Annotated in this window: 22 protein-coding genes; 7 read left to right on the forward strand and 15 right to left on the reverse strand. The window is 32.8% G+C overall.

Features of this window, described 5'->3' with window-relative positions:
- Positions 1–61 precede the first annotated feature (61 nt).
- The gene (locus tag MHI13_RS10060; RefSeq protein ID WP_002488560.1) at positions 62–997 is read right to left on the reverse strand and encodes an aldo/keto reductase; all 936 of its coding nucleotides are present in this window, start codon (positions 995–997) and stop codon (positions 62–64) included.
- Between the two features lie 156 nt (positions 998–1,153).
- On the opposite strand from MHI13_RS10060, the gene hypR reads away from it, so the two are divergent.
- Both hypR and merA read left to right on the forward strand, forming a co-directional pair.
- Positions 1,154–1,594: a redox-sensitive transcriptional regulator HypR gene (gene hypR / locus MHI13_RS10065; RefSeq protein WP_002488600.1), complete on the forward strand. Its 441-nt coding sequence runs from the start codon at positions 1,154–1,156 to the stop codon at positions 1,592–1,594.
- The gene (gene merA, locus MHI13_RS10070; RefSeq protein WP_054105300.1) at positions 1,581–2,903 is read left to right on the forward strand and encodes a hypothiocyanous acid reductase MerA; all 1,323 of its coding nucleotides are present in this window, start codon (positions 1,581–1,583) and stop codon (positions 2,901–2,903) included. The genes hypR and merA overlap by 14 nt, the downstream gene beginning before the upstream one ends.
- 61 nt (positions 2,904–2,964) lie before the next feature.
- Here merA and MHI13_RS10075 read toward each other — a convergent pair whose 3' ends face one another.
- From MHI13_RS10075 to pta, 6 genes are all read right to left on the reverse strand, one after another.
- Entirely contained in the window at positions 2,965–3,306 is a 342-nt protein-coding gene (locus tag MHI13_RS10075) for a DUF1450 domain-containing protein (protein WP_017176048.1), read from the reverse strand.
- A gap of 176 nt (positions 3,307–3,482) precedes the next feature.
- Positions 3,483–4,559 carry a phosphomevalonate kinase gene (locus MHI13_RS10080; protein WP_017176049.1) on the reverse strand — a complete coding sequence of 359 codons (1,077 nt, stop codon included), beginning with the start codon at positions 4,557–4,559 and terminating at the stop codon, positions 3,483–3,485.
- 12 nt (positions 4,560–4,571) lie between these two features.
- Positions 4,572–5,555, reverse strand: coding sequence for a diphosphomevalonate decarboxylase (gene mvaD, locus MHI13_RS10085; RefSeq protein ID WP_070547928.1), 984 nt, complete (start codon positions 5,553–5,555; stop codon positions 4,572–4,574).
- 4 nt (positions 5,556–5,559) lie between these two features.
- Positions 5,560–6,483, reverse strand: a complete 924-nt coding sequence (gene mvk / locus MHI13_RS10090; RefSeq protein ID WP_049382089.1) for a mevalonate kinase — start codon at positions 6,481–6,483, stop codon at positions 5,560–5,562.
- A gap of 407 nt (positions 6,484–6,890) precedes the next feature.
- Positions 6,891–7,727: a lipoate--protein ligase family protein gene (locus MHI13_RS10095; protein WP_002488587.1), complete on the reverse strand. Its 837-nt coding sequence runs from the start codon at positions 7,725–7,727 to the stop codon at positions 6,891–6,893.
- Entirely contained in the window at positions 7,727–8,716 is a 990-nt protein-coding gene (gene pta, locus MHI13_RS10100) for a phosphate acetyltransferase (RefSeq protein WP_002488580.1), read from the reverse strand. The genes MHI13_RS10095 and pta overlap by 1 nt, the downstream gene beginning before the upstream one ends.
- Positions 8,717–8,886: 170 nt before the next feature.
- On the opposite strand from pta, the gene hemQ reads away from it, so the two are divergent.
- From hemQ to MHI13_RS10115, 3 genes are all read left to right on the forward strand, one after another.
- Entirely contained in the window at positions 8,887–9,636 is a 750-nt protein-coding gene (gene hemQ, locus MHI13_RS10105) for a hydrogen peroxide-dependent heme synthase (protein ID WP_002455697.1), read from the forward strand.
- Positions 9,637–10,073: 437 nt separating this feature from the next.
- The gene (locus MHI13_RS10110) at positions 10,074–10,841 is read left to right on the forward strand and encodes a threonine/serine exporter family protein (RefSeq protein ID WP_029376813.1); all 768 of its coding nucleotides are present in this window, start codon (positions 10,074–10,076) and stop codon (positions 10,839–10,841) included.
- A 12-nt stretch (positions 10,842–10,853) separates the two neighbouring features.
- Positions 10,854–11,306 carry a threonine/serine exporter family protein gene (locus MHI13_RS10115; protein ID WP_002448879.1) on the forward strand — a complete coding sequence of 151 codons (453 nt, stop codon included), beginning with the start codon at positions 10,854–10,856 and terminating at the stop codon, positions 11,304–11,306.
- Positions 11,307–11,362: 56 nt separating this feature from the next.
- On the opposite strand, the gene MHI13_RS10120 is transcribed toward MHI13_RS10115, so the two are convergent.
- The 4 genes from MHI13_RS10120 to MHI13_RS10135 all read right to left on the reverse strand — a co-directional run bounded on the left by MHI13_RS10120 (position 11,363) and on the right by MHI13_RS10135 (position 14,315).
- Positions 11,363–12,832: an APC family permease gene (locus MHI13_RS10120; RefSeq protein WP_054105299.1), complete on the reverse strand. Its 1,470-nt coding sequence runs from the start codon at positions 12,830–12,832 to the stop codon at positions 11,363–11,365.
- A 70-nt stretch (positions 12,833–12,902) separates the two neighbouring features.
- Positions 12,903–13,271: a DUF423 domain-containing protein gene (locus MHI13_RS10125; protein WP_095324338.1), complete on the reverse strand. Its 369-nt coding sequence runs from the start codon at positions 13,269–13,271 to the stop codon at positions 12,903–12,905.
- Between the two features lie 33 nt (positions 13,272–13,304).
- The gene (locus tag MHI13_RS10130; protein WP_070547925.1) at positions 13,305–13,655 is read right to left on the reverse strand and encodes a DUF5327 family protein; all 351 of its coding nucleotides are present in this window, start codon (positions 13,653–13,655) and stop codon (positions 13,305–13,307) included.
- Complete coding sequence (locus MHI13_RS10135) at positions 13,656–14,315, reverse strand: uracil-DNA glycosylase (protein ID WP_002488583.1); 660 nt, start codon at positions 14,313–14,315, stop codon at positions 13,656–13,658.
- 141 nt (positions 14,316–14,456) lie between these two features.
- Between MHI13_RS10135 and thiD the strand changes: the two genes are divergently transcribed.
- Together thiD and vraX are read left to right on the forward strand one after the other, a co-directional pair.
- Positions 14,457–15,287: a bifunctional hydroxymethylpyrimidine kinase/phosphomethylpyrimidine kinase gene (gene thiD, locus MHI13_RS10140; RefSeq protein ID WP_070519193.1), complete on the forward strand. Its 831-nt coding sequence runs from the start codon at positions 14,457–14,459 to the stop codon at positions 15,285–15,287.
- Positions 15,288–15,877: 590 nt separating this feature from the next.
- On the forward strand, positions 15,878–16,039 hold the full coding sequence (gene vraX / locus MHI13_RS10145) for a C1q-binding complement inhibitor VraX (protein WP_017176053.1): 162 nt from the start codon (positions 15,878–15,880) through the stop codon (positions 16,037–16,039).
- Positions 16,040–16,331: 292 nt separating this feature from the next.
- Here the strand turns inward: vraX and MHI13_RS10150 are convergent, their stop codons facing one another.
- Genes MHI13_RS10150 through MHI13_RS10165 form a run of 4 tightly spaced genes read right to left on the reverse strand, consistent with a single transcriptional unit; the run spans position 16,332 to position 19,476 of the window.
- A complete protein-coding gene (locus tag MHI13_RS10150) occupies positions 16,332–16,610 on the reverse strand; it encodes a hypothetical protein (protein ID WP_070519190.1) in 279 nt (92 codons plus the stop codon).
- Positions 16,600–16,980, reverse strand: coding sequence for a protein VraC (locus MHI13_RS10155; RefSeq protein WP_070547923.1), 381 nt, complete (start codon positions 16,978–16,980; stop codon positions 16,600–16,602). Before MHI13_RS10155 ends, MHI13_RS10150 begins: the two co-directional genes overlap by 11 nt.
- Positions 16,949–18,094 (reverse strand): thiolase family protein, encoded by a 1,146-nt coding sequence (locus MHI13_RS10160; RefSeq protein WP_054105489.1) that lies wholly within the window; start codon positions 18,092–18,094, stop codon positions 16,949–16,951. The genes MHI13_RS10155 and MHI13_RS10160 overlap by 32 nt, the downstream gene beginning before the upstream one ends.
- Positions 18,094–19,476: an AMP-binding protein gene (locus tag MHI13_RS10165; RefSeq protein ID WP_070508310.1), complete on the reverse strand. Its 1,383-nt coding sequence runs from the start codon at positions 19,474–19,476 to the stop codon at positions 18,094–18,096. Before MHI13_RS10165 ends, MHI13_RS10160 begins: the two co-directional genes overlap by 1 nt.
- Positions 19,477–19,532: the final 56 nt, after the last annotated feature.

Below are 19,532 nucleotides of genomic sequence, written 5' to 3' on the forward strand. Positions count from 1 at the left end.
TAAAAACTCCTACACCTATATAAACGGTGTAGGAGCCATTATTACTTTTATTTAACGTACTTTATTCAACTGGGAATAAATCATCTATTTTCTTAATTTCTTCTTCAGTCAGTTCAATATTTGCTGCTTCAATGTTTTCTACAACTTGATCAGCACGTTTCGCACCAGGAATAACAACATCAAGTGATGGACGTGTTAAGTAGAATGCTAATACAATATTAGCAATACTTGTATTATGAGTTTCAGCAATACTTGATAATTCTTTTACTCGACGTACGTTATCATTGAACACTTCTGGTTGGAAATCACGACGAGTTGCACGATGATCATCGAAAGTTTGATTTTCTTCATACTTACCAGCTAAAATACCAGAAGCTAATGGGAAATATGGTACAAAAGTAATATCATTTTCAGCTGCGTATTTCATTACTTCTTCATTTTCACGATGTAGTAAATTATATTCTAATTGAACAACATCCACATATCCGTCTTTATTCGCCTCTTTAAGTTGATCTAACGTAAAGTTTGAAACACCTATTGCTTTAATTTTTCCTTCTTTTTTAAGTTCTTGTAATGCTGCCACAGCTTCATCTTTTGGTGTATACTCATCAGGAAAATGAATGTAATACAAGTCAATATAATCCACTTGCAAGCGTTCTAAGCTCTCTTCAACTTGTTGTTTTAAATAATCAGGTTGGTTATTTTGAACAACATCGCCATTATCTTTAATAACATGTGATCCTTTAGTTGCAATTTGAACTTTTTCACGAGGATATTCCTTTACAACTTCTCCTACAAGTTCTTCTGAGCGTTTAGGTCCATAAATAAACGCAGTATCAATTAAAGTAATACCATTATCAATAGCTTTTCTAACGACATCTTTTCCTTGCTCTTCATCTAAATTGGGATATAAATTATGTCCTCCGACTGCATTTGCACCTAATGCAACTGGAAATACATGAACATCAGATTTTCCTAATTGTACAAATTCTGCCATGATATTCACCACTCCTTAAAAATGTAGTTTCTATTTATAGTTTACCCGATTAGTAATGATAAATTCATTCAGTAGTGTTTAAAACATTAAATTTGACATATGTTTTATTTTATATTTAAATGTAACTAATAAAGTTACATTTAGGAGGTGCATCATTTGAATTTAGAATTTAACATTGCCGTTCACGTACTTAGTTTTTTAGTAAAGCACGACAACCAACAATTCAGTAGTCAATCTTTAGCAAAATTAACTTGCCTCAATCCAGTTCAATTACGTAGAGTGACTACTGTTTTAAATCAATACCAGTTTATTAATACTTCCCGTGGTAAAAATGGTGGATATAGTGCAAATCATTCAACTGCTAGCATTAAACTATCAGTACTATATCGTATATTTGTGCTTGAAAAAGATAGCCAACAGCGTATTTTCACAGGTCATGAGCAGAGCGATTGTGAAATATCAAGAAACATAGCAAAGACCATGTCACACTATAATCAAAAGGAACATCGTGTTATTTTAAATTTTTATGATACCCTCACAATTAATGATGTAATTAATGATACACTTCAGGAGGATACAACATATGACACATTATAATTTAATCGTTATTGGTTTTGGTAAAGCCGGAAAAACACTTGCCAAATATGCATCATCACAAGGACAACAGGTTGCTTTAATTGAACAGTTTACAGAAAGCTATGGCGGTACATGCATAAACCATGGCTGTATTCCATCTAAAGTGCTTGTTAATGATGGTATTAAACATGTCGATTTTTCAACTGCCTTTTCAAGAAAAAAAGAAGTAGTCAAAGCATTAAATCAAAAAAACTATTTAAACTTAGAAAATGATGAAAATATTACCTTGTTAAACTTTAAAGCACAATTTAAATCTAATACAGAAGTAGAATTAATTGATGAAAATGGTAAGTTAGTTCAAATACTGACAGCAGATAAAATTTTAATTAATACAGGTGCAAAATCTAATATTCCAAATATTGAAGGTATAGACTCAGCACAAAATGTATATGATTCAAAAGGACTATTAAATATTTCTTATCAACCTAAAGAATTAGTGATTATTGGTGGAGGATATATTGCATTAGAATTTGCCTCAATGTTTCAAAGCTTTGGTACAAACGTAACTGTACTAGAATATAATAAACAATTTATGGCCAGAGAAGATCAAGAAATAGTCACACACATGATTAATGATTTTAAAGATAAAGGCGTACGTTTAATTACTAATGTTGAAACAAAAGCATTAAAAAATGAAGGTGATTTGACAACAGTTGAAACCTCACAAGGAAACTTTACTGGTGATGCAATCTTACTTGCTACAGGACGTGTACCAAATACAGATTTAGCTCTGAACAATACAGATATTGAGTTAGGCACTCACGGAGAAATAAAAGTAAACAACCATCTACAAACCTCTGTATCACATATTTATGCTGCCGGAGATGTAAAAGGTGGATTACAATTCACTTATATTTCTTTAGATGACTTTAGAATCTTGAAATCTGAATTGTTCGGTGATCGTTCACGACATACTGAAAATCGTGGTATTATCCCTTATACAGTATTTATCGATCCACCACTTTCTCGTGTTGGTATCACCGCTTCAGAAGCACAACAATTAAATTATAATTACGTTGAAAACACTTTATTTATTAATACTATACCAAAACACAAAATTAATAACGATGGTCGCGGTCTTTTCAAAGTTGTAATCAATAAAGATAATAATGAAATATTAGGTGCTACTTTATATGGTAAAGGTTCTGAAGAAATTATTAATTTAATTAAACTTGCTATCGATCAACATATTCCTTATCAAGTATTACGCGATAATATTTATACTCATCCAACAATAGCTGAATCATTTAATGACTTATTTAATATTTAATAAAAAAGCTCGTAAACCCATTTTTAAATGAGTTTACGAGCTTCTTTATCATCGATATTTATTATTTATTTGCTTTACGCTTTGCTAATTTTTCTTTTAATTTTCTATCTTGTTCTTCTTTACGACGCTTACGTTCTTCATTACGTTTTCTCAAACGTTCTTCTTCTTCAGGATCACGTGGTTTTTTTAATTGTGCAGTCACTTTTTCCATAAGTTCATCTTCAGTCAATGCAGCAAGTGGGCGATTATTAACAAAAGCAAATGTCTTACGACGACCTGGACCACAGTATGACTGACAGCCTATTTCAATTTCAGCATCAGGATCTAATTTTTCTAATTTTTTCTTTAATGATTTTAAGTTAACTGCCTGACATTCGTCACAAATCAAAAATTTATTCTTCACTTCGCTACCCACCTTTACATTATTTTCTCTCATATTGACTTCCATTCATTTATTACAACTCTAATTATTTTACTCTTTTTAATTAAAAATTCAAGCACTAAAAAAGATTTGCTATAAATAAAAAGCAAGACATATATTTTCTTAATAAAATGTCTCGCTTCATCATAATAGTAGTCTTATTGTCCGTGATATATTTTAAATTTCAAAGGTTTAATTCCCTCTTTTTCCCATACTTCATAAATAGAGTGCTTATCAACTCTATTATCGATAATTGTAATGCCACAATCTCCTCCACCAGCTCCAGAAGTTTTTGCTGCACCACCAAAACGTTCACCAATATCACATAATAATTTTAATTTTTTTGTTTCAATATCAACCGTAGCCTCTTTATCCATTTGCTGAATAATACTACGATTTTGACGAATCATTTTTTGTACACCTTTTATATTATTCGTTTTAAAAGCATAGATTAAATTTTCCACACACGTATTTGATTGATCAAGAAACTTACCATAAAAAATAGGGTCAGATTTTAAACGCTTGACTTCGCTTACTAAGTGAGGTGACGAAGCAGGAGAACCGGTCCATCCTATGAGAACTTCCATATTTTCAGGCGCTTGTAAAGGTTCTATATGAAGACCTGGCCAGTTTTTTTCTAATACTTCATCTACAGATGTTTCTTTCATTTGTTGTTTTACCCATTCGTGATCAAACGTACTATAGGCAAGCCATCCACTATAAACACTAACAGCAATATCTCCGCATGAACTTAAACTTTGTAATCTCATATTTGAAATAACCGCAAGCTTATAAATATAAAGATTGGATAACTCCATTTCATAAAATTCATTTAGAACCTTAATCACAGATACTAAAACTGCAGCACTAGAACCTAAACCATACTTTTGTCCTGATGCATCTGCAAGATTACTATCAATAGTAAGATGAAAATGTTTTAATTTTATATTACAACTTTTCGCATACTGCTCAAACACTTCAATAGCAGTAACTACATATTTGAGTTGATTGGCTGCATGTACATCTGATATTTCTATTTTATCTTCATTACGATTAAATGTGACAGGTTTATAGTGTAATGTTTTAGAATGAATCGTACCTGTGATTTCATTTGAAGCTTCAATAGCAGCCGTGACAAAACGATCTACTGCAATTAACACTGATTTATATCCAGGTTCGGTTACAGCATATTCGCCCGCTATATAAAGTTTTCCTGGCGCTTTTGCCTGAATCATTATATCTCTTCCCTACTTAATTATTTCGACTCCTGCGTGTGTAATATCACTTGTTATAATTTGATCTTTATTAAATACTTCTAAAAATTGATTCACAATCGCTTGTTGATGTTTCTTTTCTATTAGAACTTTTACATTTGGTCCTGCATCCATAGTAAAATAACAAGGTAATCCTGCTTCTCTACATTCATGTACAATTCGCATAGCTTCGTAGCTTTCTGGCACAAGATATGTAAATGGTGGCTGTGCACCTAAATTTGTTGCGTGCATTCTCAAACCGTTTGCCTCAATCACTTCACCCATTCGTTTAAAATCTTTTTGGGCAATCGCTTGTTTTGTGACTTTTAAATCTTCCTCTACATGATCTAACCAGTATTGATAAAAACGTGAAGTCTCACGAGTTAAAGACATACCTGAACGACTTGATACTTTCTTTGATTTATTGTTAATAACTACAAAAATCATAGCTAAGTCATTCTCGAAACCATCTGACTCAATTTGATGGGCGTAAGACGTTTTATCATCATGACCTTTTTCCCATTCAGCAAAACCACCATAAATACTTCTTGATGCTGATCCGGAACCACGACGAGCAAGGCGAGATAAATCTTTATCTGATAGGTTTAAATCAAGCGCTTCATTGCAAGCACCAGCTAAAGCTGCATATGCACTAGCTGAAGAAGCTAAACCGGCAGCAGTAGGTACAAAATTATCACTTTCTATTAGTGCATACGTTGAAATACCAGCTTCTTTTCGAATCATATCCATATAACGTTGAATTTTGGCGCTTTCTTTAGCGTTAACAGCTTCCTTATTTAAAATAAGTTGATCTTCTGTTAATGAAGCATCAAACGTTACACGTGTTTCTGTATAGAAACGCTCTAATGTCACTGATAAACTATTATTCATAGGAATAATTAGATCTTCATCTGCTTTTCCCCAATATTTTATTAGAGCAATATTCGTATGGGCGCATGCTTTACCACTTTTTTTCAAAGATTTATCCTCCTAACTTTTCAATCCAAGTATGTTGCGCTCCAGCTTTTTCGGCTGCTGCAACAATAGTTTTAGCAGTCACTTCTTCTTTAGTTAGAATTAACATGCTACCTCCTCGTCCACCGCCAGTTAATTTCCCAGCTACTGCACCATGTTGTCTTCCAATTTCGAGTAATGTTTCGATTTTATCGTGACTGACTGTCAATGTTCTTAAATCGTCTTGACATTGATTAAATATATTAGCAAGCTGATCAAAGCTGTGATGGTTAATTGCATCACTAGCTAAATAAACAAGAGAGCCAATATGTTCAATGACATTCATATATGACTCATCGTTATCACATAAACGATGTACATCTTCAACTGCTTGTTTTGTAGAGCCTTTAACTCCTGTATCAATAACAACCATATAGCCATCTAAATCAAGGGATTTTAAAATTTCCACTTCTCCTTTTTGATACCAAACAGGTTGATTCGTTACAATCGTTTTTGTATCAATACCACTTGGTTTACCATGAGCAATACGTTCAGCCCAGTCTGCATTTTCTAGTAACTCTTCATCAGATAGCGGCAATTCTAAATAATCATAACTTGCTCTTATAAAAGCTACTGCTACTGCTGCACTTGAACCTAAACCTCGAGAAGGTGGTAAATTAGCTTGAATTTTAATCAACAATGGTTCTTCAACATGTTTGCTTTCTACAAAATGTGTAATAAGTGATTTTAAATGATCAGGTGCATCGTATAAAGGCCCATCATAAACATCACTCTGAATTGCTGAATAATTACCTTTTTCTAAGCTTTCAATAAGTACTTTTACTTTTCCCGAAGTAAATGGAATGGCGATTGCTGGCTGGCCAAAAGTTACAGCATGCTCACCAATCAATATAATTTTTCCGTTAGATTCCCCATAGCCACGTCGTACCATGATATCTCACCTTTAATATTCTTTCTAAAATGATTTCAACATTCATTGATGTTGTTTTAAAATTGAACGTATTTATACATTTGTACATTTCACACATATGTTTATACTCATTTACTTCAAATCTTACATTTGTGTTAATACATCAATAAATAGTATAAAACTTTGTCAAAAATAGTTCAAAACTTTGAAATATTTATATCCTAAAAAATGTTATAATCAACATAATTATGGTTAAATTATCGTTCTTAAATGAATCCACCTCATCTATATTACTATAAAAAATAATAAGAATGTAGCAATTTTTATATTTTTGAATATAAATATACACTTTAGTTGTATGATTGCATGATAAAAAGGGAGTAAGCTAAAATTCACTTAGAATTTTTCTTACTCCCTTTTATCTTATTTTAATCTAAGGAACGATTCATTTTCTCATTACGTTCAATCATTTTATCGAAATATCCTTCATAACGTTGCCACTCATCCTCTGTAATTGGATCCATATTTAGCTGGCCACCTAAGTCTTTAATCGCATAAAGTAATTGGAACATCACATCTTGAACTTTAATGTCCCGATGAAGTAATGTTTCCAAAGATGCCATACATTCTGGTTTAATGTCCGGATATTTAAATTTCGTAACTTCACCTTTCAAGGCACGTTTATAAAATTCATGCATCATTTCAGCTCTTTCTTCACCAGAACCTTCAACACATAAATAAATTTGAACTGCAATACCTCCACGTACACGTCGTTGTGAAATACCAGCAAATTTTTTCCCATCAATACTTAAATCAAATCTTCCAGGACAATATGAATGCTCTATTTCTTTAGTATCTATATCTACATTTTCATTTTCGAACATTTTACAAATAAGTAAATACATAACTGTGAATGCTTCATCAATTGTTGTCTCAGTCTGTCCTTTAAAAATAAGCGAAATATTTAAAACACCTTGGTCTAATACAACCCCAAGACCACCAGAATTTCTAACGATTGCATTATAACCGATCTCGTCAGTTAAGTATTGAATACCGTCTTTTAAAAATGGTAAACGTGAATCATGTATACCTAAAATGACAGTGTGTTGGTGAATCCATGTTCTTACAACGTTACAAGATATATCTTTTCCTACACTTTCTGAAAACGTGTCATCAAATGCAAATGACTGCATTGGCGCTAAACCTGAAGAATGGTCTATATAGCGCCAATGAATGTCATTAAAATACTTACTCGCTAAATCCATTATTGTAATGTTTGAGCAGCAGTAATAATTGATAAGTTATAAACGTCTTCAGTAGAGCAACCACGAGATAAATCATTTACAGGTGAATTAAGACCTTGTAAAACTGGACCAATCGCTTCAAATCCACCTAAACGTTGTGCAATTTTGTAGCCAATATTACCTGCTTCTAAACTTGGGAATACAAATACATTTGCGTCACCTTGAATTTTTGCTCCAGGTGCTTTTTTCTCTGCAACTGCAGGTACAATCGCAGCATCAAATTGAAATTCTCCATCAACCACTACATTATCTAAACCTTCAGATTCCACTTTTTCTTGTGCTAATTTTACTGCGTTAGCGACTTTTTCTACATCATCTGATTTAGCTGAACCTTTAGTTGAGAAACTTAACATAGCAACACGTGGATCCATACCAAAACTTTTTGCTGATTTTGCACTTTCTACGGCAATTTCTGCTAAATCAGAAGATTCTAATGTTGGATTGATAGCACAATCACCAAATATATATTGTTTATCTTCTTTAATCATAAAGAAGATACCAGATGTTCTAGATACGCCAGGTTTTGTTTTAATAATTTGTAAGGCAGGACGGACAGTATCTCCAGTTGAATGTGCAGCACCACTTACTAATCCATCAGCATGACCAGCGTATACTAACATTGTTCCAAAATAGTTAACATTGTTTAATAATTCTTGAGCTTGTTCTTCAGTAGCTTTACCTTTACGACGTTCTACGAAAGATTTGACTAATTCAGGTTTCAAATCACTTTTAGAAGGATCGATAATTTGAATATTAGAGATATCTAATCCTTTATCTTGAGCTAAAGTATTTACTTTTTCTTCATTACCTAATACTAAAGGTGTAACATAGTCAGTTGCTTGTAACTTTGTAGCCGCTGTTAATACTCGTTCATCTTCACCTTCCGGTAATACAATTCTAACGTTTTTTCCTGAAAGTTTTTCTTGTAATACATCTAATAAACTAGACATAATGCCCTCCTCAAATTTTTTAAATAATAGTATTTTCACCTTAATTATACTTTATTTCTTTTAATATTTCTATTTCATTAATTTGTAATCTTTTAAGTATGTGTGACAATTCTCTTTATGATAAAATTTAATCTGTATTGATAAAAAATATATTTAAAGGAGCGATAGATATGAGTGAAGCAGCTGAAACATTAGATGGTTGGTATAGCCTTCATTTATTTTACGCTGTAGATTGGGCAACGTTTAGATTGGTGCCAGAAGATGAGCGCGAAGCAATGATTAATGAATTTAAAGTATTTATCGAAAATAAAGCAACTGCCAGAGAAAAACAAGCTGGAGATTATGCTTTATATAATATTACAGGCCAAAAAGCAGATATTTTATTATGGTATTTACGTCCAGAAATGAAAGAATTGAATGAAATTGAAAATGAATTAAATAAATTAAGAATTGCTGATTTCTTCATTCAAACTTATTCATATGTATCTGTGATTGAGTTAGGTAACTATTTAGCTGGTAAATCAGACGAAGATCCTTATGAAAATCCACATATTAAAGCAAGATTATATCCAGAATTGCCTAGAACAGAATATATTTGTTTCTATCCAATGGATAAACGTCGTAATGAAACATATAACTGGTATATGTTACCAATGGAAGATCGTAAAAAATTAATGTATAACCATGGCATGATTGGACGCAAATTCGCTGGTAAAATTAAACAATTCATTACTGGTTCAGTAGGTTTTGATGATTTTGAATGGGGCGTCACATTATTCTCAGATGATGTTCTACAATTCAAGAAAATTGTTTATGAAATGCGTTTTGATGAAACAACTGCTCGCTATGGCGACTTTGGTAGTTTCTATATCGGCCATATTTTAACTACTGATCATTTCGATCAATTTTTTGCAATTTAATATATAAATGGAGCAAAGACTAGCATAATAAACGCTAGTCTTTGCTCCATTTTTCAATAAATTAATATATCTATATAAGACAATTAGTTTCCGAGATAAAGTACACTTTTTACAAAGTGTACTTCAAGTAGTATGGTTTGGGAGAACTTCATTACTACTCTGAACATTAACAAATCACAAAAGTGCTGTCGCTACCCAGCACAATTTTGATTTGTTAACCATTATTATTTAACCGAATTGTAATGTTCTGAAACATTATTGTTATAAATCAATTGTTTTTTAACATTAAATTTTATTTTCATTAAAATATATTTACCTACTATTGAGATATAAATGAATAATCATCATATTATGATTGTTAAGTTTTATAATGTAAGGTAGTTATTTTCATGTACTTCTACTATAATAATGATTACATCTTAACGAATGGTGATGAAATGGAAAATACAAATAAACAAGAACATATAGATGAAACTTTAATCAAAGACGTCGTCATGATGGCTGGACGTATATTACTTGAATCTGGTGCGGAAGGAACACGTGTAGAAGATACAATGACCCGTATTGCCCGAAAGCTAGGATATCCTGAAAGCAATAGCTTTGTTACAAATACAGTCATTCAATTTACTTTACATAATGAATCTTACCCCCGAATATTTAGAATTAATTCCCGTGATACTAATCTCATTAAAATTTCACAAGCAAATGAAATATCACGATTAATCACAAAAGGGGATATCTCTTTAGAAGATGCAAAAGAGCGATTAGAAAAAATATATATTGCAAAACGAGATAGTAGCTTAACATTTAAAGGGATTGCTGCTGCCATTATTGCAATTAGTTTCCTATATTTGCAAGGTGGCCAATTTATCGATGTTATTACTGCTCTACTTGCAGGTAGTATTGGATATCTGGTTGTTGAAATTCTGGATCGCCGATTACACGCACAATTTATTCCAGAATTCGTCGGATCCTTAGTTATTGGTATTATTGCAGTATTCGGCCATTGGTTAGCGCCAAGTGGTGATTTAGCTACTATTATTATTGCTGCAGTCATGCCTATTGTACCTGGAGTACTGATTACGAATGCTATACAAGATTTATTTGGTGGTCATATGATGATGTTTACCACTAAGTCTTTAGAAGCACTTGTAACCGCATTTGGTATAGGTGCCGGTGTAGGTTCGATATTAATATTAGTTTAGGAGTACGCATAAATGTTTTGGTTATTTAATTTTATATTTAGTTATACAGCTTCTCTCTTTTTCTGTGTAATCTTTGACGCTCCTAGAAAGCTGTATTTATCGTGTGGTTTTGTTGGAGCTTGTGGATGGATGGTATATATTTTATTCTACCAAGGTTTGAATATACATACGATTTATTCAAGTTTTTTCGGTAGCTTTACATTGGGTTTAATCAGTCATTACATGGCTCGTAAAAAACGTGAACCTGCAATCATTTTCATGGTTACTGGTATTATTCCATTAGTTCCTGGTGGACTTGCTTTTGATGCAACTAAAAATCTAGTCTTATTACAATTTGGTAAAGCAATCAACACAATGCTCGAAGTCACACTTATCGCTGGTGCGATTGCATTAGGATTATTATTCGCAGACCAAATTTCAAAAATCATCGTTTCTGGTTTCGCTCGACGACGTAAACGTATATAACAATAAAACGCGAGAGATTGTTGGTAACTAACCCTCATCTCTCGCGTTTACGTATATTATTTTTTATCTTGTATCATTTCTTTAACTTCTCGTTCTGATTGATTTAAAATCAAACGACTTAATTCGTCATTATTCATAATTTTTAATTTAGGGTATCGAACTACAAAGAAAATAAGACCAATCACTAACCAACTACCCAATGCAATATATGAAGGCATTGAAAGTGAAGCTGGTGATCCTGGAACTAATAATAAAAGTAAAAAGATAAATGAAACAATAGAACCCAAAATAGCAAAGGTCTTATAAATAGGACCATACGTGTTACTTTGTTTATTGTAACTAAATAGCTTAGCAGCAGATAAACAAGTAATAAAATAAGCAATAGATACACCTGTTGAAGACATATCAACAATCCATGTTAATGCGGTACGTCCTAACCATGGCGCAATTAAAGTAATAGCTACTAAAAAGATAATAGCTACATATGGTGTTTTATATTTTGGATGTAATTTACTAAACGCTTTAGGCATGATACCAGCACGTCCCATTGAGAATAGTAATCGACTTGAACTCATTAAGAATCCGTTTAATCCAGTAAAAATCCCCATAATAATAGCAATCGCTAATACTCCTAAACCAATATAACCAAAAGCAGTTTGTGTTTCAGCGCCTGTTAACCATAAATTTCCGTTAAAATTCGCATTATTCGTACCCAACCACCCTGTGTATAAAATCATAATGACATAAGTTAAAGCTGCCGCTAATAAACTGTATACAATCAGTTTGAACGTTTTATTTGGCGAGAAATTAAACTCTTCTGCTGTTTGTGGAATATTATCAAATCCCACATAAGCCCATGGTGCAATAGCTACAATCATAATAATGGAATTAAACCATCCAAGTTCTTTACTTACTAAAGGTTGTAAGTTGCTTAACGAAAAGTTATTTCCGAAAAATGAACCTACAAACATAAGCACAACAACAATGACCATTGCTACACAAAAATAATATTGGAGTGTACCAGAAACACTTGCACCACGAATTGCAATAAACATAAATACTAGTAATAATACTGTAGCAATAACTATTTCTGTTATGTAAACATCCCATCCAGCAATCGTATATAACCTTCCATTATTCAAAATGTTTGGCAGTAAAAACTTAATTAATAAACTAAATGCTGTCGCATTTAATGCTACTACACAAACATAACCAAAAGTTAAGAACCATGATGAAAAGAAACTCACATATCTTCCAAAACTTAAATAACTAAACGCGAATGCACCGCCTGACACAGGAAAACGTTCGACTAATGCGCCATAACTTACAGCAATTAATATCATCAATAAAGCACCAATGACAATACCAATAGATGAAGCAATCGGACCTGATTGTTTAATCCAATCACCGGGTAGTATAAATGCTCCCCATCCGATACACGAGCCATAAGCAATCGCCCAAACAAATTTTTCAGAGAGATTTTGTTTTAAATCTCCTCTATCTATCTCTCGATTTTTATTATTCATAAAATAAACTCACCTCAGGTACTTAACATACCCAAAAAGGTGAGTTTACTAACCAAAATATAAAATATTATTATCCAGCAAATTTAAATGTTGCAATAATTAGCATTAACCATCCCACAATAAAGAGTACGCCCCCTATTGGTGTAATCGCTCCTAAAATACGAATTTGAGTCAATGCAAGAATATATAATGAGCCACTAAATAGCACAATACCAAAGAACAAAAGCCATCCTGCCCAATTCACATTAATAGAAGTTGTACCACTAATGATGCCAATCATAATTAATCCTAGACCATGATACATTTGATAATTCACTGCTTTTTCCCATACTGACATATATTTATCAGAGAGTTTTCCTTCAAGTCCATGTGCACCAAAAGCGCCCGTACCAACAGACATCATCGTACACAATGCACCTAAAATTATAAATACTTTCATCATAATGTTTTAGTTCTCCTAACTTAGTTTTAATTAAAAATCAAATATTGATTCACCGTTTCCAATTTCATCATCCGTTACCATCATATTAGACGATTTAGTTTGATGCTTCATTGTTTGTGGAACTTTACCACCCATCGCTTCAATTTCTGCAGCAGTAATCGCTGAATGATTTGAAGGCTTATTTGAAAACGAAGATTCAGAAGTTACAATATTAGTAAAATCATGTGTTGATTTTTTAGAAGGTCGTTTTGAAACATCGGAATAAAGAGATGTTAAAGTATGAATCGCATACATATGCTTTTCAAACTGTTGTTCATCTTGAGCTTCCTCTGCTTGCACTAATTCGTGTTCTATAAGTTGAATTAATTGTTCTTTGTTCAATTAAGATTCCCCACTTTCGCACCATTGTATGGGTGTTTTACCTTTTGATTCTAAATAATCATTTGTACGAGAGTAAGGTTTAGACCCAAAGAAGCCTCGATAAGCAGATAATGGACTTGGATGAACAGATTTAATGATATGATGCTTTGCCGTATCAATTAATTTTATCTTTTGCTGCGCAGGTTTTCCCCATAAGATAAAGACAACATCTTCGCGATAATCTGAAATAGCCTTAATGACTTCATCTGTAAATATTTCCCATCCAATATCCTTATGGGAATGTGCTTCACCTTTACGTACAGTTAATACCGTATTTAATAACAGAACACCTTCACGTGCCCAGTCCTGTAGATGTGGAGAAGTTCTATGACAGCCGATATCATCTTCTAATTCTTGATACATATTTCTTAAAGATGGTGGGAATTTAGCATTGGGTTGGACTGAAAATGCTAACCCATGTGCTTGGTTAGGTCCATGATATGGATCTTGACCCAAAATAACAACTTTAATATCTTCAAATGGTGTTAAATCAAAAGCTTGATAAATGTTTTCTCTATCTGGATAGACGATTTGTGTCGTATATTCTTTTTCTAAAAAATCATGCATTGCTTTAAAATCATGTTTTGTTGTAATGTCATGAAAAATGTCTGACCATTCCATCGTTTTCACCTCACTTCTATTTTAACATATGACCCCTTTGGAACGTGATATAAATCGCCTTACTATCTTCATGCTAGAACAATAGTTGAGTTACATGATATGATAAATAAAGATGTAAATAATTGACAGGAGTGATAATACATGGCATTAAAAAAAGTATTAACAATTGCCGGTTCTGATACAAGCGCTGGCGCAGGTATGCAAGCCGACCTTAAAACATTTCAAGAACTAAACACTTACGGTATGGTGGCTTTAACAGCTGTTGTAACAATGGACAAAGAAACTTGGTCTCACGATGTGACACCACTTCCAATGGATGTATTCGAAAAACAATTAGAAACAGTCATTTCAATTGGTCCAGATGCTGTTAAAACAGGTATGCTTGGAACTGAAGAAATCATTAAACGTGCTGGCGAAGCATTTGAACAATCAGATGCAAAATATTTCGTAGTAGATCCAGTTATGGTATGTAAAGGGGAAGACGAAGTACTTAACCCAGGAAATACAGATGCAATGATTAAATATTTATTACCTAAAGCAACGGTCGTAACACCTAATTTATTTGAAGCTGGTCAATTATCTGGATTAGGTAAATTAACGTCAATTGAAGATATGAAAAAAGCTGCAAAAATCATTTATGATCAAGGTGCTCAACATATTATTATTAAAGGTGGTAAAGCATTAGATCAAGATAAATCTTATGACTTATATTATGATGGTCAAACATATTATCAATTAACAACTGATATGTTCCAACAAAGTTATAACCACGGTGCAGGTTGTACATTTGCAGCAGCTACAACAGCTTACTTGGCAAATGGTAAATCACCTAAAGAAGCTGTTATTAGCGCTAAAGCATTTGTGGCATCAGCAATTAAAAATGGTTGGAAAATGAATGACTTTGTAGGCCCAGTTGATCACGGCGCATACAACCGCGTAGAACACATCGACGTCGACGTCAAAGAAGTTTAAAGAAGTACTGCATTTTTGAAAAAAATGCTAGTACTTCTTATGCAAAAGACACTAGTCTTTTGTAATCCTTAATTAGATTTCATTGTCCTTCCCCGACAAAAGCGATTAGAGTTGAAAGAAGCTCATCAGCGCACTTTCAATTCAATCAGCTACTGTCTGTACTGCATTTTTGAAAAAATGCTAGTACTTCTTATGCAAAAGACACTAGTCTTTTGTAATCCTTAATTAGATTTCATTGTCCTTCCCCGACGCCCCAACTCGCGTTCATCGTTGACTTTCTTTTTGAAAGTCTCTTTGTCGGGGCCCCAGCATTAGAGTTGAAAGAAACTCATCAGCGTACTTTCAATTCAATCTGCTACTGTCTATGCTGTATTTTTTAAAGAAATATAAGCACTTCTAAAGCTTTTAATCTTGTGTATAATAGTTTGGTCACACTAAGATTAAAAGCTTTTCTTATATCTTCTAGGCATTTAGTCGTAGTATGCTCTACACAGTCCGTTGCAATAAAAGTTAGTACCATAGACTCATGTTTTTTATAATCAAATCCATTACTATATTAAGTGTAGAGAGACAAAGGAGGAATTAACAACATGATTATCTACAAGCAAAATATAGAAAACGGTATCCCAATATACGAAATCATTACAAAGACCTTCAAGACGATTACGGTAAAATTCGATGAAACGTTTAGTAAAAATGACATCTATAAATTGCTCTCTCTACTAGAAAGTGACGTTGATAACATGAATTAAGTTATTCATCACATTTCAAAAATTAAAAAGTGTTTTTCGTAATTGAATACGAAAACAAACGAATATTTCAAAATCTTTTTTAAAGTTAAGATGCCCCTAATACTCAAAACTTTAAAAAGTCATTAATTATTCAAAAGCTCACCCTAATAAAATAGCGTTAATGTTAGCCAAGAATGTCCCCTTTTGGAAACTTAGAGAGAAACTTTAAGTTATACTAACATTAACGCTATATCTTTATAATATTGTTTCTTTTTTAACACCTATGATGGGTTATCAACGATTAAATAAATAATTATAAATCAGTATGATTACTTTTTTTAGTAATAACTATTTTTTCTTCACCATTTAAACCAAAGACGTTTATTTCATTATGACTCACTTTTTTTAAGATAACTTCTTCGTCTATATCTATAATCTTTCTATACTTAACGTTAAATTGTGTCCACTCTATTTGAAAATACGCTAATACACAATCCACTACCAGTTGACCAGGAACAATGGTTGAATGAAGCTCATTTTTATCATTAACAAGGCGAAGGTAATGACTCACTTTATCATGACTAAACCTCATCATTTACCTCCTTTTTTATAAATGTTTGCCTAATAAATATACATTGTCTATTATCTTTATATATTTTTAAATCGTAGATATATTGGATATATGTTTTAAACTTTTTCGTACTTTTATGTGTTAAGTACCCCTCATATTTTAGCCTACATTTTAATGATTCAAATTCTTCACATGTTGTTCGCACAAGAAGAATATTTTCTTGTTGAAACTTTTGGAACAACTTAAATTTTGGCCAAACGTTTGCACACATGAGTGAAGGCACCACACCTTTATACGTTCTTTCAACTACTTCGCAATACTCTCTTACTTCTTGTTCATTAAAATATATTTCTATTTTCTCACAAGCTCCATCGTTCGAAGAGTATCGCATTCCCCATTCCTCCTCCAATCCCCATCGTAGCAACTCCCCGCTTCCAATGTGTCATATTTAATAACCTAGTGATTAATGCTACGCCACTTGCGCTATAAGGATGACCAGACGCAATGGCTCCCCCCCACTGATTGACTTGATTAATATTTAATTTTAACTCTTGAATTGAAGCTAAAACTTGTGAACTAAATGCCTCATTAAGTTCTATTGCATCAATGTCACTTATTTTTAAATTTTGTTTTTTTAGTAATTTTGTTACAGCAGGTACTGGTCCAATACCTAGTCGTTTCGGATTGACACCTATTGTCACTGCATCTGTAAACATCATTCCCTCTGATATTCCGTATTGTAATGCCGTTTCTTGATTCATAACGAGTGCAAGCGCAGCGCCGTCATTTTTCATACAACTATTTCCAACCGTTACTGTTCCGTTAGCTAGTAAAGGACGTAATCGATTTAATCGTTGTTCAGTAAGTGTTGGCTTAATACTTTCATCTTTATCAAATAAATGACCTTTGATGTTTAAAGATACAATTTCATTACTTATACTTCCATTCTTATAATATTGATGTGTGAGATGATGACTACGTATCGCAAAGGCATCTTGTTGTTTACGCGTAATATGATAATATTGCGCAACATTTTCAGCTGCCTCTATCATACTTGGATCTTGACCTTTTGGTGCAAAAGAGGCACGCTCATAAAATTCTGGTAATTGGGTATCATACACTGATTGAGGCCGTTTAATCTTCCAAGGAGCACGACTCGTGCTTTCTACTCCTCCAGCTATATAAATATGACCTGCACCAGCTTGAACCATTCGACATGCATATATCATACTTTCTAACCCTGACCCACATTGACGGTCCATTGTAACACCTGGAATACTCTCATCTAGACCTGCTTCTAATAAGGCTTTACGAGCAATATTTCCACCATTACCTACGATATTTCCAATCACTACATCATCGATATCAGGTATTATTTTAGGAAAAGTTGAATTCATTTCTTCAAATAAGGGCATGAGTAATGTTTCGGGTTCTAAATGTTTCAATTTCCCACCGTATTTGCCAAAAGGTGTACGTTTCGCCCATATAATGACCGGTTGGTTCATCATTTAAAGTCTCCTTTTACATAGGCAGTACGCATTTTATTTCGAGCAACTTTGCCACTTTGGGTATATTGCATACTGTCTACTTTTATCAATTTAGAAGGTACATCATATCGTGATAGAACTTTCATAATATGTTGTCTCACAGTTTGGTACTCAAGTTCTATCGATCCTGTATATAGTAAAACCGCTATTTCCCCAAAACGTGGATGCGGTTCTCCTATAACAATTGCTTCTTCTACTCCATCAATATTTTTTATCATTTGTTCAATAACTTGAGGATAAACATTTTTACCTCCAATAATTAATCGTTCATTTTGACGACTCACTAAATATAATTGATTATCTTTAATATAAGCGTAATCGCCTGTTTTAATCCATGTTTCAGGTAATACGACAGATTGATTTACATATCCAGAGAATATCATATTACTTTTTACATTTAATAACCCTATATGATTCTTGTCTTTTTCCTCTAAACCAATCGTTACATTTTGAAATATGTATCCCACTGAATCAACAGAAGCTTTACGGTTAATGTTATAACTAATAAAACTTGCTTCTGACGTTCCAAAAAATTCAATAATATTAGCATGCTGAAATGTTTCGGCTATACGCTTAAACAACGAAGAAGAGAGTTTCGCCCCACTACTTAAAATAGTCGTTAAATGTAGGTGATCGTGATTTATTTTTGTTATTGCATGTAGCATTGTTGGAACAAGAAATAATGCACTATTTGTTGTTTGTTGTTTCATTTTGCTAACGAGCTTAGTCGCATTAAAACGGGTTTGTCCAATAAATGTTCTCCCTGTATATAACGCATAAATACAAGTGTATAAAGACAATGAATGTGCAAGTGGTCCCGGTGCTACAAGTATGTTTTCTTTATGACGAAGTAGCTTTTCATTTTCTTTGTATGACGCAAGCCAAGATGGTTCATTTCGATAATATGCTTTAGGTAACCCTGTTGTCCCAGATGTAAAACCAATATGTAATAGTTGATGGACTTGTGACTGCTCATTTAAATATGTTGGATATGTTTCAGAAGACGTTGTCTTTATCAGTCTATGCTGTTCATCAACAAGATAGTCAATATGATACGTTTCAATCAGTTGATGAATTGTTACTTCAGACCATTGATCATCTAAAAAACATGGAATACTTCCTTGCTCTAATATTGCAAAATAATTCAACATATTATGTAAAGGACTTTTACTTAACAATCCTACTCGGGACCCTTTCGGTAAATGCATGAAGACTGATTTTAATTGCTGTATTGCTGTATAAAGTTCTTGATATGTCAATACATCTTCTTCGAACGATAGTGCAATCATATCTGGTTGTTCTACTGAATAGTGATTTAATTTATTTAGTATTTCTAACATATGACCCTCTCTGAATGTTAACTGAATTAATTATTATATTAACATTATATGAAAAA

The sequence above is a fragment of the Staphylococcus sp. FSL K6-0223 genome (assembly GCF_038008285.1).

Excerpts from the sequence above, each read along its gene's own strand:
- MHI13_RS10060 (WP_002488560.1), bottom strand. The coding sequence starts at position 997 with ATGGCAGAATTTGTACAATTAGGAAAATCTGATGTTCATGTATTTCCA.
- merA (WP_054105300.1), top strand. The coding sequence starts at position 1,581 with ATGACACATTATAATTTAATCGTTATTGGTTTTGGTAAAGCCGGAAAA.
- MHI13_RS10080 (WP_017176049.1), bottom strand. The coding sequence starts at position 4,559 with ATGATTCAGGCAAAAGCGCCAGGAAAACTTTATATAGCGGGCGAATAT.
- mvk (WP_049382089.1), bottom strand. The coding sequence starts at position 6,483 with ATGGTACGACGTGGCTATGGGGAATCTAACGGAAAAATTATATTGATT.
- MHI13_RS10095 (WP_002488587.1), bottom strand. The coding sequence starts at position 7,727 with ATGGATTTAGCGAGTAAGTATTTTAATGACATTCATTGGCGCTATATA.
- pta (WP_002488580.1), bottom strand. The coding sequence starts at position 8,716 with ATGTCTAGTTTATTAGATGTATTACAAGAAAAACTTTCAGGAAAAAAC.
- hemQ (WP_002455697.1), top strand. The coding sequence starts at position 8,887 with ATGAGTGAAGCAGCTGAAACATTAGATGGTTGGTATAGCCTTCATTTA.
- MHI13_RS10110 (WP_029376813.1), top strand. The coding sequence starts at position 10,074 with ATGGAAAATACAAATAAACAAGAACATATAGATGAAACTTTAATCAAA.
- MHI13_RS10115 (WP_002448879.1), top strand. The coding sequence starts at position 10,854 with ATGTTTTGGTTATTTAATTTTATATTTAGTTATACAGCTTCTCTCTTT.
- MHI13_RS10120 (WP_054105299.1), bottom strand. The coding sequence starts at position 12,832 with ATGAATAATAAAAATCGAGAGATAGATAGAGGAGATTTAAAACAAAAT.
- MHI13_RS10125 (WP_095324338.1), bottom strand. The coding sequence starts at position 13,271 with ATGAAAGTATTTATAATTTTAGGTGCATTGTGTACGATGATGTCTGTT.
- MHI13_RS10135 (WP_002488583.1), bottom strand. The coding sequence starts at position 14,315 with ATGGAATGGTCAGACATTTTTCATGACATTACAACAAAACATGATTTT.
- thiD (WP_070519193.1), top strand. The coding sequence starts at position 14,457 with ATGGCATTAAAAAAAGTATTAACAATTGCCGGTTCTGATACAAGCGCT.
- vraX (WP_017176053.1), top strand. The coding sequence starts at position 15,878 with ATGATTATCTACAAGCAAAATATAGAAAACGGTATCCCAATATACGAA.
- MHI13_RS10150 (WP_070519190.1), bottom strand. The coding sequence starts at position 16,610 with ATGAGGTTTAGTCATGATAAAGTGAGTCATTACCTTCGCCTTGTTAAT.
- MHI13_RS10155 (WP_070547923.1), bottom strand. The coding sequence starts at position 16,980 with ATGCGATACTCTTCGAACGATGGAGCTTGTGAGAAAATAGAAATATAT.
- MHI13_RS10160 (WP_054105489.1), bottom strand. The coding sequence starts at position 18,094 with ATGAACCAACCGGTCATTATATGGGCGAAACGTACACCTTTTGGCAAA.
- MHI13_RS10165 (WP_070508310.1), bottom strand. The coding sequence starts at position 19,476 with ATGTTAGAAATACTAAATAAATTAAATCACTATTCAGTAGAACAACCA.